At 68.7% G+C, this 15,611-nt stretch carries 14 protein-coding genes; 8 read left to right on the top strand and 6 right to left on the bottom strand.

The window, feature by feature from the left end; translation table 11 throughout:
- Position 1 precedes the first annotated feature (1 nt).
- Together ccmB and ccmA are read right to left on the bottom strand one after the other, a co-directional pair.
- A complete protein-coding gene (gene ccmB / locus SB816_RS20015; RefSeq protein WP_116793370.1) occupies positions 2-682 on the bottom strand; it encodes a heme exporter protein CcmB in 681 nt (226 codons plus the stop codon).
- Entirely contained in the window at positions 679-1,305 is a 627-nt protein-coding gene (gene ccmA, locus SB816_RS20010) for a cytochrome c biogenesis heme-transporting ATPase CcmA (protein WP_410547404.1), read from the bottom strand. Before ccmA ends, ccmB begins: the two co-directional genes overlap by 4 nt.
- A gap of 413 nt (positions 1,306-1,718) precedes the next feature.
- Between ccmA and SB816_RS20005 the strand changes: the two genes are divergently transcribed.
- From SB816_RS20005 to SB816_RS19975, 7 genes are all read left to right on the top strand, one after another.
- Complete coding sequence (locus SB816_RS20005; protein ID WP_116793383.1) at positions 1,719-1,883, top strand: hypothetical protein; 165 nt, start codon at positions 1,719-1,721, stop codon at positions 1,881-1,883.
- Between the two features lie 38 nt (positions 1,884-1,921).
- Positions 1,922-3,142: a pentaheme c-type cytochrome TorC gene (torC, locus tag SB816_RS20000; RefSeq protein ID WP_144655139.1), complete on the top strand. Its 1,221-nt coding sequence runs from the start codon at positions 1,922-1,924 to the stop codon at positions 3,140-3,142.
- 7 nt (positions 3,143-3,149) lie between these two features.
- Entirely contained in the window at positions 3,150-5,675 is a 2,526-nt protein-coding gene (gene torA, locus SB816_RS19995; protein ID WP_410547403.1) for a trimethylamine-N-oxide reductase TorA, read from the top strand.
- 56 nt (positions 5,676-5,731) lie between these two features.
- Positions 5,732-6,403 carry a molecular chaperone TorD gene (torD, locus tag SB816_RS19990; protein WP_336235964.1) on the top strand — a complete coding sequence of 224 codons (672 nt, stop codon included), beginning with the start codon at positions 5,732-5,734 and terminating at the stop codon, positions 6,401-6,403.
- 102 nt (positions 6,404-6,505) lie between these two features.
- A complete protein-coding gene (gene dsrO / locus SB816_RS19985; RefSeq protein WP_054416077.1) occupies positions 6,506-7,273 on the top strand; it encodes a sulfate reduction electron transfer complex DsrMKJOP subunit DsrO in 768 nt (255 codons plus the stop codon).
- 13 nt (positions 7,274-7,286) lie between these two features.
- A complete protein-coding gene (gene nrfD, locus SB816_RS19980; RefSeq protein ID WP_410547402.1) occupies positions 7,287-8,321 on the top strand; it encodes an NrfD/PsrC family molybdoenzyme membrane anchor subunit in 1,035 nt (344 codons plus the stop codon).
- Between the two features lie 37 nt (positions 8,322-8,358).
- The gene (locus SB816_RS19975; RefSeq protein WP_410547401.1) at positions 8,359-11,547 is read left to right on the top strand and encodes a tetrathionate reductase subunit A; all 3,189 of its coding nucleotides are present in this window, start codon (positions 8,359-8,361) and stop codon (positions 11,545-11,547) included.
- 64 nt (positions 11,548-11,611) lie between these two features.
- On the opposite strand, the gene SB816_RS19970 is transcribed toward SB816_RS19975, so the two are convergent.
- Together SB816_RS19970 and SB816_RS19965 are read right to left on the bottom strand one after the other, a co-directional pair.
- Positions 11,612-12,466 carry a 3-keto-5-aminohexanoate cleavage protein gene (locus tag SB816_RS19970; RefSeq protein ID WP_269874527.1) on the bottom strand — a complete coding sequence of 285 codons (855 nt, stop codon included), beginning with the start codon at positions 12,464-12,466 and terminating at the stop codon, positions 11,612-11,614.
- Positions 12,463-13,425 (bottom strand): 3-hydroxyacyl-CoA dehydrogenase family protein, encoded by a 963-nt coding sequence (locus SB816_RS19965; RefSeq protein WP_410547400.1) that lies wholly within the window; start codon positions 13,423-13,425, stop codon positions 12,463-12,465. Before SB816_RS19965 ends, SB816_RS19970 begins: the two co-directional genes overlap by 4 nt.
- A gap of 173 nt (positions 13,426-13,598) precedes the next feature.
- Between SB816_RS19965 and SB816_RS19960 the strand changes: the two genes are divergently transcribed.
- Positions 13,599-14,507 carry a LysR family transcriptional regulator gene (locus SB816_RS19960; RefSeq protein ID WP_054504161.1) on the top strand — a complete coding sequence of 303 codons (909 nt, stop codon included), beginning with the start codon at positions 13,599-13,601 and terminating at the stop codon, positions 14,505-14,507.
- 19 nt (positions 14,508-14,526) lie between these two features.
- On the opposite strand, the gene SB816_RS19955 is transcribed toward SB816_RS19960, so the two are convergent.
- Both SB816_RS19955 and SB816_RS19950 read right to left on the bottom strand, forming a co-directional pair.
- Complete coding sequence (locus SB816_RS19955; protein ID WP_410547399.1) at positions 14,527-15,210, bottom strand: GntR family transcriptional regulator; 684 nt, start codon at positions 15,208-15,210, stop codon at positions 14,527-14,529.
- A 17-nt stretch (positions 15,211-15,227) separates the two neighbouring features.
- On the bottom strand, positions 15,228-15,611 hold a 384-nt coding region (locus SB816_RS19950), incomplete at its 5' end, for a dihydroxy-acid dehydratase (protein ID WP_410547398.1).

Here is a 15,611-nt window from a genome sequence, read left to right as displayed (position 1 = left end):
TTCATTCTTCGACGGCAAAGCGCAGCGCCAGGACACAGGCGGGCGGGGCTAGCGCCAGCGCCGCCAGCAGCGCGCCGCCAAGCAGCAGGAACGGGGTGGCGGGCGGCTGGCCGGTGCCACACGAGGCCACCGAGCCCGCGCCGAAGATCAGCACAGGCACGAACCAGGGCAGCAGCAACAGGGCCTGCAGCACGCCGCCGCCGCGCATCCCGAGGGAGAGCGCGGCGCCGATCGCGCCGACCAGGGCCAGCACCGGCGTTCCCAGCGCGAAAGATAGCGACAGGGTCAGGCGCGAACACTGACCCAGGTCAAACAGCAGGCCCATGACGGGCGCCACGGCGATCAAAGGCAGACCGGTTCCGATCCAGTGCGCCGTGATCTTGGCCAGCACCCAGAGCGTGGCGGCGCCCGGCGAAAGCAGTAGCTGTTCGAGCGTGCCGTCGGCGTGGTCCTGCGCGAACAGTCGATGCTGCGATAACAGCGCGGCGAGCAGCGCGGCGACCCATAGAACGCCGGGCCCGAGCGTGCGCAGCAAGGCCGCATCGGCGCCCACGCCCAGCGGGAACAGGCAGGCGACCAGCACGAAGAAAAGCAGCGAGACGACGGCGTCGGCCCGGCCTCGGCCAAGCAGCAGCAGGTCGCGCCGCAGGACGGCGAAGAAGGGGCTGGCCGGCCGCGTCATGGCGCGTCCGGACCAAGATCGAGGGTGCGCACCGGCCGGTCTAAGGCCACCTCCTGGTGCGTGGTCAGGAGGACGCACCCGCCGTTGTCGCAATGGTTTGCCAGCGTCCGCGTCAGCGCCGCCACCGTGGCCGCGTCGAGCAGGTTGAAGGGTTCGTCCAGGATCCACAGCGGCCGCGCCGGACGCAGCGACAGCCGCGCCAGCATCACGCGGCGCCGCTGGCCGCGCGACAGCAGGCGCGTCGGCAGGTCGAGCATCGCCGCCAGGCCCATCCGGCACAGCGCGTCGCGACAGGCCGCCGCGGAGACGGCATCGGCCTGGGCCTGGCACAGGAAGCGCAGGTTTTCGAGTGGGGTCAGGGAATCGGCGAGCGCGTCGGCATGGCCCAGGTAGAGCAGGTGCTGGCGGTATGCCGGCCCCAGGCGGTGGATGTCGGCCCCGCGCCAGCACACCGTGCCGGCATCGGCGTGCGCCAGGCCGCACAGGATGCGCAGCAGGCTGGTCTTGCCATGGCCGTTGGGCGCGGTCACGCGCAGCAGTTGCCCCGCGCATAGCTGGAACGACACGTCTTCGAACAGCAGACGGGTTCCTTTCGAACAGGTGAGCCCCTGCGCTTCAAGCATGGCCGGTGCCCATCCAGATAGTCATGACAACAATCCCCGCTGCATCAAGGGCGGCGCGAAGCCGACAACGGGATCGGATATTAATGAATCCGGATCGCCGTTTTGCTTGGCCGCGGCGCATTTGGATTTATGTCGGACGCGTTTACCGTCGGCCTCACCATGGTGCAGATCGCCGCGCCACGATATGCGTTTTTCGGAGGTCATCCGGCCGTGGTTTCGGATCGGTCTGAGTAATGGGCGCGATGGCGCGTGCGACCTGCGGCGCTTGACGGAGATCAACATGCGAGGGTCGGCCGCGCGTCGATCATGAAAAGGCATCGAACCGCCAACGGCCCTCGCGGGGACCGCCGGCCTTGCTTGTGCCGCGACGCGGTTCGACGCAGTCGCCGTTCATATCCAAATAGTTGTACTCCGTGAAAAGCAAACCCAAGCACAGCAGTAAAGGTGGTGGGGCCGAGTGGGCAAAGTTCCTGTCGCTGGCCTTTGTGGCGTGTCCCGTCGTGGCGTTCCTGATGATCTGCATCTACGGATTCGTCGTCTGGTTCGGGCAGATCCTGTTCTGGGGGCCGCCGGCATGAATGCTCCGTTCTACAAAGCCGCAGCCTGAGCCACCGACATGAAAAATCCCTTCAAGATCGCCAAATCCATCATCCAATGGACGGGCGCGCTGCTGCTGCGTCCCGCCACCCGCATCGGCCTGGGCGTGCTGGTCATCGGCGGGTTCCTGGGCGGCGTGACGTTCCTGGCCCTGTTCAATACCGGCATGAACGCCACCAACACCGAGGCCTTCTGTATTTCCTGCCACTCGATGCGTGACACGGTGCTGCCCGAGCTGCAGCAGAGCGTGCACTGGAAGAACCGCTCGGGCGTGCGCGCCCACTGTCCGGACTGCCACGTGCCGCATGACTTCACCTCCAAGGTCGCGCGCAAGATGCAGGCCTCGCGCGAAGTGCTGGGGCACCTGATGGGCACCATCGGCACGCCCGAGAAATTCCAGGAACACCGCATCGTGCTGGCCACGCGCGAGTGGGCCCGCTTCAAGGCGAACAACTCCAAGGAATGCCGCAATTGCCATGATTACGCCAGCATGGATTTCGACAAGATGCGGGTGACCTCGCAGACCACCATGCACGGCGCGGCCGAACGCGATGCCAGTTGCGTCGACTGCCATAAGGGCATCGCGCACCGGCTGCCAGAGGTCAAGTCGCAGGGCAACCCGGCGCTGGCGGCGCTCACCGCCGACGCTCGCGGCGCCGCCATCGACGCCGGCCGCGACTACTACAGCGTCATGCCGCAGCCGATTTACGCGGACGAGGGCCTGGCCCGCGAGATCGGCGCCATCGAGATCGCCACCGGCGTGAAGGTGCTGCAGAAGAAAAAAGACGCGGTGCAGGTCGAGTTGCAGCTCTGGAGAAAGAACAAGGGTTACGCCCGCGTGCTGTACGGCCGGTTCGGCATGAATATCACCAGCGCCGTGCTGAGCCAGGACGTGTCGCGCGACGACGGCGTGGTCCATGTGATCGAAAGCCGGATCGACGACGTGACCGGCCTGCAGTGGCAGAAGATCTCCGCGACGGTCTGGCTGCGCGGCGGCGGCCTGGTGGCTGACGTCGAGCCGATCTGGGCGGTGGCGCGCAAGAGCTATTCGCAAAGCTGCAGCGTGTGCCATCGCCAGCCGAACGAGGCCTCGCACGACGCCAACCAATGGCCGGGGCTGTTCGGCGGCATGGTCGGCTTCACCAACATGGATGACCCGACCGCCAAGCTGGTCCTGAAGTACCTGCAGTTGCATTCCTCCGATTTCGTAGCCAAGGACGGTGTGGCTTCGGCCCACTGAGCAAGAAATGAAAATCTCCCGTCGACGTTTCATGGGCGGTGTCGCCGCTTCACTGGGTTCCTTCGTGGTGCCGCCGCTTCTGCGCAATGGCAATGTCGTGCGGGCCGCGGGCGCCACCGCGGCCGATCCTGGCCGCTGGAAGTTCTCGGGTGCACATTGGGGCGCCTTCCGGGCCCGGGTCGTGGCCGGCCACGTGGTGGAAATAAAGCCGTTCGAGTTCGACAAGCACCCCACGCCGATTATGGACGGCACGCTCGACGTGCTGTACAGCCCATCGCGGGTGCGGTACCCGATGGTGCGCCTGGACTGGTATCGCAACCGGCGCGCGGGCGCGGCCCCGAGCCAGGCCGGCCAGGCGTCGCGGGGCGACAACCGGTTCATCCGGGTGGGCTGGGACGAAGCCCTGGACCTGGTCTATGACGAGCTGGAGCGTATCCAGAAAGACTACGGTCCGTGGGCGCTGCACGTGGGCAACGTCGGCTGGCACGCGGTGGGCCTGATGCATAGCTGCGGCAACCATATGCTGCGGGCGATGGGGATGCACGGCAACAGCGTCGGCACGGCAGGCGACTACTCGACCGGCGCCGGCCAGACCATCCTGCCCTATGTGCTCGGGTCGACCGAGGTGTACTCGCAGGGCACGTCGTGGGAGATCATCCTGAAGGAGACGCAGGTGCTGGTGTTCTGGGCCAGCGACCCGATCAAGAACCTGCAGGTGGGGTGGAACACCGAAACGCACGAGGCCTACGAGCATCTGGCGCGGCTCAAGCAGAAGGTGGCCAGCGGCGAGATCTCGGTGATCAGCGTCGACCCGGTGAAAAGCAAGACGCGCAACTACCTGGGCTGCGAACACCAGTACGTCAACCCCATGACGGACGTGGCGCTGATGCTGGGCCTTATCCATACCCTGTGGAAAGAGGGGTTGTACGACAAGAAATTCATCGAGACCTATGCCGTGGGCTTCGAGGAATTCATCGCCTATGTCGAAGGCAAGACCGAGGACAAGATCGAGCGCACCCCCGAATGGGCCGAGTCCATCTGCGGCGTGCCGGCCGGGCGCATCCGCGAGCTGGCGCGCCTGATGGCGGGCAATCGCACGCAGTTGATCTTCGGCTGGGCGATCCAGCGCCAGCAGCACGGCGAACAGCCATACTGGATGGCCGCGATCCTGGCCACGATGCTGGGCCAGATCGGCTTGCCGGGAGGCGGCATCAGCTACGTCCACCACTACAGTTCGGCGGGCGTGCCGGCTTCGGGGGCGTCGATGCCGGGCTCGTTCCCGCTGAACCTGGATCCGGGCCGCAAACCGCGGCACGAGAACGACGACTATCAAGGCTACAGCGCGGTGGTGCCGGTGGCCCGCGTGATCGACGCGCTGCTGGAGCCGGGCAAGGAAATCAACTACAACGGCCACAAGGTCAAGCTGCCGCCCTACAAGATGGCCATTTTCTCGGGCTGCAACCAGTGGCACCGGCAGCAGGACCGCAATCGCATGAAGCGGGCCTACCAGAAGCTGGAGACGGTGGTCGCGATCGACTACAACTGGACGGCCACCTGCCGCTTCGCGGACATTGTGTTGCCGGCCTGCACGCCGTTCGAGCGCAATGACATCGATGCCTACGGGACCTTCTCCAACCGGGGCGTGATCGCCATGCACAAGCTGGTCGATCCGCTGTTTCACTCGCGTTCGGATTTCGACATCTGGACCGACTTCTGCAAGCGCATGCAGCGCGATGTGGAATACACCCGCAACATGAACGAGATGCAGTGGGTCGAATTCCTGTACGAGGAGTGCCGCAAGGAGAACGCCGGCAAGGGTTTCGCCATGCCGCCCTTCGCGCAGTTCTGGGAACAGGGCTACGTGCTGTTCCCGGAGGGCAAGCCGTGGGTGCGGCATGCCGATTTCCGCGAGGATCCGGAAGTCAACGCCCTGGGCACGCCGTCCGGGTTCATCGAAATCTACAGCCGCAAGCTCGCCAGCTTCGGCTACCGCGACTGCAAGGGGCATCCGCTCTGGATGGAAAAGGCCGAGCGGTCGCACAACGGTCCGCGTTCGGACAAGTACCCGCTCTGGATGCAATCTTCGCATCCCAACGAGCGCCTGCATTCGCAGACGTGCGAATCACCGTCGCGGCGGGCGACCTACACCATCCAGGGGCGCGAGCCCGTCTATATCAGCCCCGAGGACGCGCGGCAGCGCGGCATCCGCCAGGGCGACCTGGTGCGGGTCTTCAACGACCGCGGGCAATTACTGGCGGGGGCCGCCATCTCCAGCGACTTCCCGCCCGGGGTGGTCCGCATTCACGAGGGCGCCTGGTATGGGCCGACCGGACCCGAGATCGGCGCGCTGGATACCTACGGCGATCCCAATACATTGACGCTGGACATCGGCTCATCCGAGCTGGCGCAGGCGACCAGCGCCAATACCTGCCTGGTGGAAATCGAGCTGTTCAAGGGCGCCGCGCCGGCGGTGACGGCATTCGGCGGTCCGGCCGAAGTCGATATCGACGGCAAGCTCATGGCCAGCCTTTGAGAGCTGGGATAGCCGGGGAGGGCGTGTTGCCCTCCCTCTTTTTCGCGGAGCAGCAATTGAACAGCGAGCACATCGACCCGGAATGGGTGGCGGCGTCCTCTCTGCGGTCGCAGTTGTATGGATGGTTTTCCACCCTCTTCGCCCGGGAGCTGGGGCGGGACGCCATGGCGCTTTACCAGGGAGGGGGCGCCGCGGACATCATGGCCGTCCTTGCCGAACTCGGAATGGGGTGCGAGGCGGACGCCGTGGCTGGCGTGTTCCAGGAGTGGGCGCGGCACGCGGATGCCGCGGTCGAGAACGCCGCCGACTTCGCCACCCTGTTCCTGATGGAGGGCCGTGCCTGCCCGCTTCCTTACGCCTCGCACTATCTGGATGGCGGCGGACAGCTGTACGGCAAACCGGCGCTGTTGATGCGCGCGATGCTGGCGTCCAATCGGTTGCGGCTCGACGAACCATTCAAGGAGCCGGAAGACCATCTCGCCGTCATGCTGGCATTGATGTCCCATTGGGCCAGGGCCTGCGATCGGCCCGCCGACCTCGCGAGCCAGGCGCGGGAGCAGGCCGCGTTCATTGAATCCGCCCTGTTGTCCTGGATCGACGCCTGGCTGGCGCGCATGCACGCCATCAAGTCCCTGACGTTCCGTTTCTATCCGGCCGTCGGCGCGCTGCTGGCCGCGTTTTTGCGCCAGGATCGCGACTTCCTGCGGTCTTTCGAGGTGGAGGCATAAGAACGTCTGAAATAAACCCGTCCCCCATTGATCGGCATCAACTCTCTATATAACTAAAAGCGATAAGTTAATGGCACAACGACATAATTCGCGGAGAAGTCTGTGCCTCACCCCCCACCCGAAGTCCCCCTCCCGGGCAAACGTGGTTTCCTGAAGAACCTGCTCGGCCTGAGCGCCGCGGCCACCATCATCCCCATCCGTGCCGAAGCCGGCACCGGCATCAACCAGCAACCCCCTCGTCGTCCCGGCATCCCTGGCAAGCGCTACGGCATGCTGGTCGACCTGCGCAAATGCATCGGCTGCCAGTCCTGTACGGTCAGTTGTTCGCTGGAGAACCTGCCGCCCGTCGGCCAGTTCCGCACCACCGTCCTGCAATACGAAGTGCGGCCCGACAATGGCGGTTCCTGCGCCATGGTGATGCTGCCGCGCCTGTGCAACCACTGTGACAACCCGCCCTGTGTGCCGGTCTGTCCGGTGCAGGCCACGTTCCAGCGCGAGGACGGCATCGTGCTGGTCGACAACCAGCGCTGCGTCGGCTGCGGCTATTGCGTGCAGGCCTGTCCGTACGACGCCCGTTTCATCAATCACGACACCCAGACCGCCGACAAGTGCACCTTCTGCGAGCACCGGCTCGAAGCCGGCCTGCTGCCGGCCTGCGTCGAAAGCTGCGTGGGCGGCGCCCGTGTCATCGGCGACCTGAATGATCCGGACAGCGCCATTTCGCGGCTGATGGCCGAGCATCGCGCCGACATCAAGGTGCTCAAGCCGGAGATGAAGACCGACCCGCACGTCTATTACATCGGCCTGCCCGATGCCTTCGTGCACCACATTGACGGCCAGGCCGGCGTGCGCCTGGCCGGCGGCCATTGAGAAGGGGACGCGCATGCAGATCACCGAATTGCTCACGCCGGTCTATGACGCCGCCTGGCTGCCGTGGGCGGTGCAGTATTTCTTTCTTATCGGCATCGCCGCCACTGCCGCGTTGACGGCGGCCGGCGCGGCGTTTGGCGAGGCCGGCTCGCCGGCCCGCCGGTTGCTGCCGGCGGCCGTGACCGTGCTGCTGGTGTGCGCCATCGCCGCGCCCGTGTCGCTGCTGGCCGACCTGCACCAGCCGGGCCGCTTCTGGCATTTCTATACCCGGCTGACGCCGTGGTCGTGGATGTGGCTGGGGGCGCTGCTGCTGCCGGTCTTCACCGGGCTGGCCGTGTTGTTCTGCGCCGCCTGGTGGTGGGGGCGCATGGTCTGGGTACGGCTGCTGGGCATCGCGCTGGGGCTGTCGGCGGTGTCGATCCTGGTCTACACCGGCGCCGAGGTGATGGTGCTGCGCGCCCGTCCGCTGTGGCACACGCCGTTCCTGCCGCTGAACTTCGCGCTGACCGCGTGGCTGGGCGCGTTGGGGGCGATGTTCCTGGTGGGGCGCTGGCTGCCCGGCGGCCTGAAGGCGCTGCCGGTCGACCTGTTGCGCCGCCTGAGCGTGACGGCGGTGGTGATGATGGCCATTGGCGCGGGCGCGTGGATCCTGCTGGGATTGCTGGGCGCGGACCCGTCGTTCGAGGCCGCGTTGCGCCTGTTCGGCGAGTTCCCGGTATGGCGCGCCAGCCTGGCCGGCGCCGTGGCCACCGCGTTCTGCATGACCGCGCTGTTGCAGCGCGCGCCGCGCACCCTGGCGGCGCCCTTGCCGTCGGCCGCGCTGGCGCTGACCATGCTGGCCGCCGCCTGGATCTTCCGCTGGGTCGTGTTCATGAGCGTGCAGGGCGTGCCCAAGTATGGCGCCGGCCTGTACCTGTACGACATGCCCTGGGGCAGCGACGGCCTGCTCGGCATGATCGGCGTGCTGGGCCTGTGCGCCGCGCTGATGGCCGCCGTGACCTATGCGCTGGAACGGTTCCCGGCCCGCACCCGCGGCCTGGCGGCCTGAGCCGCCGGCCCCGACAAGAATTCGCATCGAGATGACCATGGACAAGCAACACCGAGACGACACGCCCGACGCCCACGCCGACGGACCCGATCAACCCGACAACGCCGCGCGCCGTAAGCTGATCGCGCGCGGCGGCGTGGTCGCCGGCGGCCTGGCCGCGTTCGCGGCCGGCTACGGCGAAACCGTTGGCAAGGCCGTCAAGGGCCTGGCGCAAGGCACCGCCGGCGTGCCCACCGCGCACGCCGTGCGCGGCAACTCGCTGACGCCGGAATTCCGCATCGATCCGGTCACGGGCCTGCTGTCGGCCCAGCCCGGCCAGACCGTCAGCCCCTCCAGTTGCCTGGGCTGCTGGACGCAATGCGGGGTGCGGCTGCGCGTCGATACCAAGGCCAACCGCATCCTGCGGGTGGCCGGCAACCCATATCATCCGCTGGCCACGACCCGGCCGGCCGCGATGGAAACCCCGGTGCGCGAAACCTACGCGCAACTGGGCGGCGACAACGGCCTGGAAGGGCGCGCCACGTCCTGTGCGCGCGGCTCGGCCATGCTGGAGCAGTTGCATAGTCCGTACCGTGTGCTGCAACCGCTCAAGCGCGTCGGCGGCCGCGGCGAAGGCAAGTGGCAGACGATTTCCTTCGAGCAGTTGGTGCAGGAGGTGTGCGAAGGCGGCGACCTGTTCGGCGAGGGCCACGTGGACGGCCTGCGCGCGATCTTCGACCGCGACTCGCCGCTGGATCCGGCCAACCCGGAGTACGGGGCCAAGGTCAACCAGTTCCTGTTCACCGACGCGTCCAACGAAGGCCGCACGCCGCTGATCCAGCGCTTTGCCGGCCAGTCGTTCGGCACCGTCAACTTCAGCAACCACGGTTCCTATTGCGGCCAGAGCTTCCGCGTCGGCGCGGGCGCGGCGCTGGGCGACCTGAAGGGCATGCCGCACGGCAAGCCGGATTGGGACAACGCCCGCTTTGGCCTGTTCATCGGCGCGGCGCCGGCGCAGGCCGGCAACCCGTTCCAGCGCCAGGCGCGCCAACTGGCCGAGGCCCGCACCCGGCCCGAGGAGGCCAGCTTCACCTATGTGGTGGTGGCGCCGATGCTGCCCGCGTCCTCCAGCCTGTCGGCGGGATCGGGCAATGAATGGGTGCCGGTCAATCCGGCCAGCGACCTGGCGCTGGCGATGGGCCTGATCCGCTGGATTCTCGACAACGAGCGCTTCGATGCGCGCGCGCTGGCGCAGCCCGGCCCGGCGGCCATGAAGGCGGCGGGCGAGGCGGCGTGGACCAACGCCACGCACCTGGTGATCGCCGAGCCAGGGCATGCGCGCCAGGGCACTTTCCTGCGCGGCGCCGACCTGGGCTGGGCCAGGCCGGCCGATGCGGGTGAAAAGTGGGAGGACGTGTACGTGGTGCGGCTGGAGGACGGCACGCTGGCGCCGCATACCGGCGCCACGCCGGCCACGCTGTTCGTGGACGAGGCGGTGGCGGCGCCGGGCCTGGCGGGCGCGCCGGCCGCGCTGCGCGTGTGCAGCGCGCTGTCGCTGCTGCGCCAGGAGGCGCAGCGCAAGTCGCTGGACGAATACGCCGCGCTGTGCGGCGTGCCGGCGGCCAAGATCGCCGAACTGGCCGAGCGCTTCACCAGCCATGGCAAGCGCGCGGTGGCGGACGCGCACGGCGGCACCATGAGCGGGGCGGGCTTCTACACCGCCTACGCCATCGCCATGCTCAACACGCTGGTGGGCAACCTCAACGTCGAGGGCGGCCTGGTGCTGGACGCCGGCCCGTTCCCGCCCTATGGCGCGGGACCGCGCTACAACATCGCGGGCTTCGCCAACCGCGCCACGCCCAAGGGCGTGGCCCTGTCGCGCAACCGCTTTCCCTACGAGAAGTCGAGCGAGTTCAAGCGCAAGCAGGCCGCCGGTCAGCCGGTCTATCCGGCGGCCGCGCCCTGGTATCCGGCCACCGGCGGCCTGAGTTCCGAGATGCTGGCGTCGGCGCTGGCGGGCTACCCGTACCGCGCCAAGGTCTGGTTCAACCACATGAGCAACCCGGTCTACGGCATTGCCGGGTTCAGGAACGTGCTGCTGGACAAGCTGAAGGACCCGAAGATCCTGCCGCTGGCGGTGTCGATCAATCCATTCATCAACGAGACCAACGCGCTGGCCGACTACATCGTGCCCGATACCGTCACCTACGAAAGCTGGGGCGTGTCGGCGCCGTGGGCCGACGTGGTGGCCAAGGCGTCGACGGTGCGCTGGCCGGCGGTCGAACCCCGCGTGGCGCGCACCGCCGACGGCGCGCCGGTATGCCTGGAGTCGTTCCTGATCGCCTGCGCCAAGCGCATCGGCATGCCGGGCTTCGGCGCCAACGCCATCGCCGATGCGGACGGCAACCGCTATCCGCTGGACACGGCCGAGGACTTCTTCCTGCGCGGCATCGCCAACATCGCCTTCGGCGCCGGGCGGCCGGTGCCCGAGGCCAGCGACGACGATCTTGAACTGACCGGCGTGGCGCGCTATCGCGACGCGCTGCAGGGCAAGCTCAAGCCCGAGGAGTGGCGCCGCGTGGCGATGGTGATGAGCCGGGGCGGGCGGTTCGACCGCGTGCGCGACGCCTGGAGCGACGCCGGCCAGACCCGCCAGGCCTGGGCCAAGCCCTTGCAGATATGGAGCGAGGAACTGGCGGGCTTTCGCCATGCCATGACCGGCGAGCGCTACAGCGGCTGCCCCACCTGGTATCCGGCGCGGCTGGCGGACGGGCGCGACGTGCGCCAGCAGTATCCACGCGCCGACTGGCCGTTCCTGTTGAGTTCGTTCAAGTCCAACCTGATGAGTTCGATGTCGATCGGCGTGGACCGGCTGCGCCAGGTGCATCCGCACAATCCGGTGTCGATCAACCGGCAGGACGGCGAGCGGCTGGGCCTGCGCAACGGCGATCGGGTGCGCATCGTCACGCCGGGCGGGTCGGTGACCGGCCTGGCGCTGCTGCGCGACGGCATCCAGCCGGGCGCGGTCGGCGTCGAGCACGGCTATGGCCACACCGAACTGGGCGCGCGCGCCCACCTGGTCGATGGCAAGCCGATGCCGCACGATCCGGCGCTGGCGGCCGGCGTGAACCTGAACGACCTGGGCTTTGGCGATGCGACGCGCGGCCAGCACCCCAACGTCTGGATCGACTGGGTTTCGGGCGCGGCGGTGCGGCAGGGGTTGCCGGCGCGCATCGAGCGGGCCTAGGGCCGGGCTGGCAAGGCCCGCCGGGGCGCGTGGCGCGCCGCCGCCCCGGGGGCTTGTCCTGGCGTCAGCCAATCGCGCCGTAGATCCGGCGCGCCTGCGCCGCGTCCGCCAACGGCCGTCCCAGCGCGCGCGCGCCCTCGACGGCCTGGCGCACCAGGTCGGCATTGCCGGCGGCGATGCTTCCGTCCCGCAGCTTCAGATTGTTCTCGAACCCCACCCGCATGTGGCCACCGAAGGCCGCCGCCGTCGTCACGCAGGCGTTCTCCTGCGCCCCGAACGCGCACACCGCCCAGGGCAGCGAATGATCGTAGGCCGCCAGGAACGGCAGCAGGTCATAGGCCGACGAGGTCTGCCCCACGCTGTAGCGTCCCAGCACGAACAGCACCGACCACGCGCCCGGCGGCACCAGCCCGCGTGCCCGCAGCGACAGCCAGCGCCGCACGTCGCCCTCGTCGTACAGAATGATCTGCGTCATGATGCGGCGCTCGGCCACCCAGGCCAGGAACGCCGCCAGCTCGCTTTCGGCAATCTCCGGCACGGCGATCTCGCGCAGGCCGATCGACACCGCTTCGGGCTGCAGCTCGCGCACCAGCGCCATCTGCTCGGCCGCCTGGTACACGCCAGCCGCCTCGCTCGTCACCTGCACCAGCAGCTCGTCGCCGACCGCGCGGCGCACCGCCGCCAGCGCGTCGCGGTAGGCCTGCGCGTCCAGCAGATGGCTGCCGTCCGGCTTGCGCACGTGCATGTGCATCATCGCCGCGCCCGCGTCCAGGCAGGCGCGGGCCTCCAGCGCCAGGGCCTCGGCCGTCAGCGGCACGGCCGGGTGGTCGGCGGCCTTCTTGTAGGCGCCGTTGGGCGCCACCGTCACGATGACGGGCGACTCGGCCAGGGCAGGGCGGGGGATGTCCACGGCGTTCATGGCTGGATCTCCGGCAGTTCCGGCGCGATCAGGTCCAGGCCCGCGCGCAACAGGCGGTCATAGCGCGCGCGTTCGGCGGCGATGGTGTCCGGTGTCCAGGCGTAGAAGCCTTCGCCCGCCTTCATGCCATGGCGACCATCGGCGGCGCGCTCGGTCAGGCAGCGCGCCGGATGGTCGTCATTGCAGAACGTCGGGTACATGGTCGCGCCGGCCGCCGTGTGCACGTCGATGCCGGCGTGGTCGCGCTGCATCACCGGCCCGGCCGCCAGGAAGCGGAAGCCGAAGCCGAAACGCACCGCCGCGTCCACGTCCTCGGGCGAGGCGATGCCGCGGTCGATCAGGTTGAAGGCCTCGCGCGACAGCGCGTGCTGCAGGCGGTTGGCCAGGAAACCCGGCAGGTCCTGGCGCACCTTCACCGGCACACTGCCGCAGCGGCGCATGAAGGCGATCAGCGCGTCGGCGCGGGCCTCGTCGCTGGTCTCGGCCATCACCACTTCGACCAGCGGCACCAGGTGCGCCGGCATGAAGAAGTGCAGGCCCAGCATGCGTTCGCGCGTGGCCAGGCCCTGGCCGATGGCGCTGATCGGGAAACTGGAGCTGTTGCTCGCCAGGATCGTGTCGGGCCGGGCGCGGCGCACCAGCTCGGCGAACAGCGCCTGCTTGATGTCCAGCCGCTCCGGCACGCACTCGATCACCAGGTCGACGCTGGCCCAGTCCACCTGCTCCAGGCTGGCGGCCGTGGCCAGTTGCGCCACCTGGGCCTCGCGGCCGATGGTCCTGAGATTGTCGGCCACGCGCGCCGGCAGGGCGGCCGCGCGCGCCGCGTCCGGCTCGATCACCGTCGTGCGGCAGGCGGCGCGCGTCAGCACCACCGCCACGTCGGCGCCCATGGTGCCGCCGCCCACCACCACCGCATGCGCCGCGCCCGGATTGGGCAGGGCCTTCGCGTCCGTCTGCATGGTTTGCTCCTTGTTCTGAAACCGCTGTTGCATCTCTTGTCTGTGTCCGCGCTTGTGTCTGCGCGCATGACCGTATTGGGCGCCGAGTGTAGAGAAGCTTGTTTGATTGATGAATCAGATTTTTTGGATAGAATGATCGACGAATCGGATCAATGAGCCAGGCGCTGGACGGCATGCAGATCAATCTTTCGATGCGCGACATCGACACCACCCTGGTGCTGGGCCGCACCCTCAACTTCCGCCAGGCGGCGGCGCAACTGCACCTGTCGCAATCGGCGCTGTCGACGCAGATCCAGCGCATCGAGGACGCGCTGGGCGTGCGGCTGTTCGACCGCACCACCCGCACCGTGCGGCTGACGGCGGCGGGCGAGGTCTTCATGCAGCAGGCCGCCGCGCTGCAGGTGGCCTTTCGCGACGCGATCGCCGCGGTCAGCGGCATCGCCAGCGCCGAGCATGGCCAGGTCTCGGTGGCGGCGCTGCCGTCGCTGGCCGCGCGCCTGTTGCCGCGGGTGTTGATGGCCTACCGCCAGGCGCATCCGCAGGTGGCGCTGAAGGTGCGCGACACGCTGTCGGGGCCAGCCTTTGACCTGGTGCGCGCCGGCGACGTGGACTTCGCGCTGACCGCCGCCGATCCGCAGCACGCCGACCTGCATTACCAGCCCTTGATGTCCGACAGTTTCCTGCTGCTGATCCCCGAGGGGCATGCGCTGGCGCGCGCCCGGGGGCCGCTGCGCTGGGCCGACACGGCCAGCGCGGCGCACGTGTCGATGGTGCACCCGAGCAGCGTGCGCCAGTACACCGAATGGGCCTTCCTGCAGAACCGCATCCGCTTCACGCCGGCCTTCGAGGCCGAGCACCTGACCACCATCGTGGCCATGGTGGAGTGCGGTTTCGGGGTGGCGGCGCTGCCCGAGATCGCGGCGGGCGCGGTGGCGCAGAACGGCATCTTGCAGCGGCCGCTGATCGGTCCGGTGGCCGAGCGCTCGATCGGGCTGGTGACGGCGCGCAACCGCAGCCTGCCGCCGGCGGCCGCGGCGCTGGTGGCGATGCTGCGGCAGTATCTGGCTGAAGAGGCGCGGTGAGGTCGCGGCGGGTATGGTGTCAGGCGCCGCGGCGCGCCTGTTCCGACGCCAGGTAGGCGTCGCGCGAGGGCAGCAGGTGCTCGCGGCACAGCGCCATCAGCGCGGCGCGGTCGCCGTCGCGCAGGGCGTGGATCATGGCCCAGTGTTCCTGGCGGGCGCGTTCGCGGTAATTGGCGGCCGCCAGCGAGCCGAAGCGGATCGGATGGGTGCGGCGCGCGTATTCCTCGATGGCCTGGCCCAGCACGGCGTTATCCAGCAGCCCGAACAACTCGCGGTGAAAGCGCTGGTTGCTGCGGAACACGCGGCGCGCGTCGCCATCGGCCACGGCGGCGTCGTGCTCGCGCTGCACCGCCGTCAACGCCGCCAGCCGCGCGGGCGTCACCGGCAGCGGCATCAGGCTGGCGGCATGCACTTCCAGCACTTCGCGCAGCGCATACAGCTCCATCACCTCGCGCGCCGAGAAAGCCCGCACCACCGCGCCGACGTTGCGCTTGCGCTCGACCACCCCCAGCAGCTCCAGCTCCACCAGCACCTGGCGCACCGCGTGGCGCTTCATGTCGAAGCGCGCCATCAGCTCGTCCTCGGTCAGCCGCTCGCGCGGATGCAGCCGGCCGAAGACGATGTCTTCCTCCAGCGCGGCGACCGCCGCGGCCAGGGCGTCGGGCGCTTGGGGTTCGAGGGCGGCGGGGCTGATGGCGTTCATGGGCGAGAGGAAAAGCGTTATTGCCTGGGCACGGTGTCGCGGGTGGCGCCGGCGCGCAGGAAGTCGAAGTCCACGCCCTGGTCGGCCTGCGTCACGGTCTGCAGGAACAGCTTGCGGTAGCCGCGCTCGGCCGCCGGACGCTCGACCGGGCCGGCCGCCATGCGGCGCGCCAGCTCGGCATCCTCGACCAGCAGGGCGATTTCGCGCCGCGCCACCGACAGGCGGATCCGGTCGCCATTTTGCACGTAGGCGAGCGGTCCGCCAATCGCGGCCTCCGGGGTGACGTGCAGCACGATGGTGCCGGCCGCCGTGCCGCTCATGCGACCGTCGGATATCCGCACCATGTCCTTGACGCCGGCGCGCGCCAGCTTCTTGGGGATCGGCATGTAGCCGGCCTCGGG

The organism is Achromobacter sp. SIMBA_011 (assembly GCF_046535435.1).
Classification (GTDB): Bacteria; Pseudomonadota; Gammaproteobacteria; order Burkholderiales; family Burkholderiaceae_B; genus Achromobacter; species Achromobacter dolens.
This window is presented reverse-complemented; position numbering and strand designations above follow the sequence as displayed.

What these genes read in the sequence shown, in the direction of transcription:
- torC (WP_144655139.1), top strand. Translation starts at nt 1,922, where the DNA reads ATGAAAAATCCCTTCAAGATCGCCAAATCCATCATCCAATGGACGGGC.
- ccmB (WP_116793370.1), bottom strand. Translation starts at nt 682, where the DNA reads ATGACGCGGCCGGCCAGCCCCTTCTTCGCCGTCCTGCGGCGCGACCTG.
- SB816_RS19970 (WP_269874527.1), bottom strand. Translation starts at nt 12,466, where the DNA reads ATGAACGCCGTGGACATCCCCCGCCCTGCCCTGGCCGAGTCGCCCGTC.
- SB816_RS19965 (WP_410547400.1), bottom strand. Translation starts at nt 13,425, where the DNA reads ATGCAGACGGACGCGAAGGCCCTGCCCAATCCGGGCGCGGCGCATGCG.
- ccmA (WP_410547404.1), bottom strand. Translation starts at nt 1,305, where the DNA reads ATGCTTGAAGCGCAGGGGCTCACCTGTTCGAAAGGAACCCGTCTGCTG.
- nrfD (WP_410547402.1), top strand. Translation starts at nt 7,287, where the DNA reads ATGCAGATCACCGAATTGCTCACGCCGGTCTATGACGCCGCCTGGCTG.
- SB816_RS19960 (WP_054504161.1), top strand. Translation starts at nt 13,599, where the DNA reads ATGCAGATCAATCTTTCGATGCGCGACATCGACACCACCCTGGTGCTG.
- torA (WP_410547403.1), top strand. Translation starts at nt 3,150, where the DNA reads ATGAAAATCTCCCGTCGACGTTTCATGGGCGGTGTCGCCGCTTCACTG.
- SB816_RS19955 (WP_410547399.1), bottom strand. Translation starts at nt 15,210, where the DNA reads ATGAACGCCATCAGCCCCGCCGCCCTCGAACCCCAAGCGCCCGACGCC.
- SB816_RS19975 (WP_410547401.1), top strand. Translation starts at nt 8,359, where the DNA reads ATGGACAAGCAACACCGAGACGACACGCCCGACGCCCACGCCGACGGA.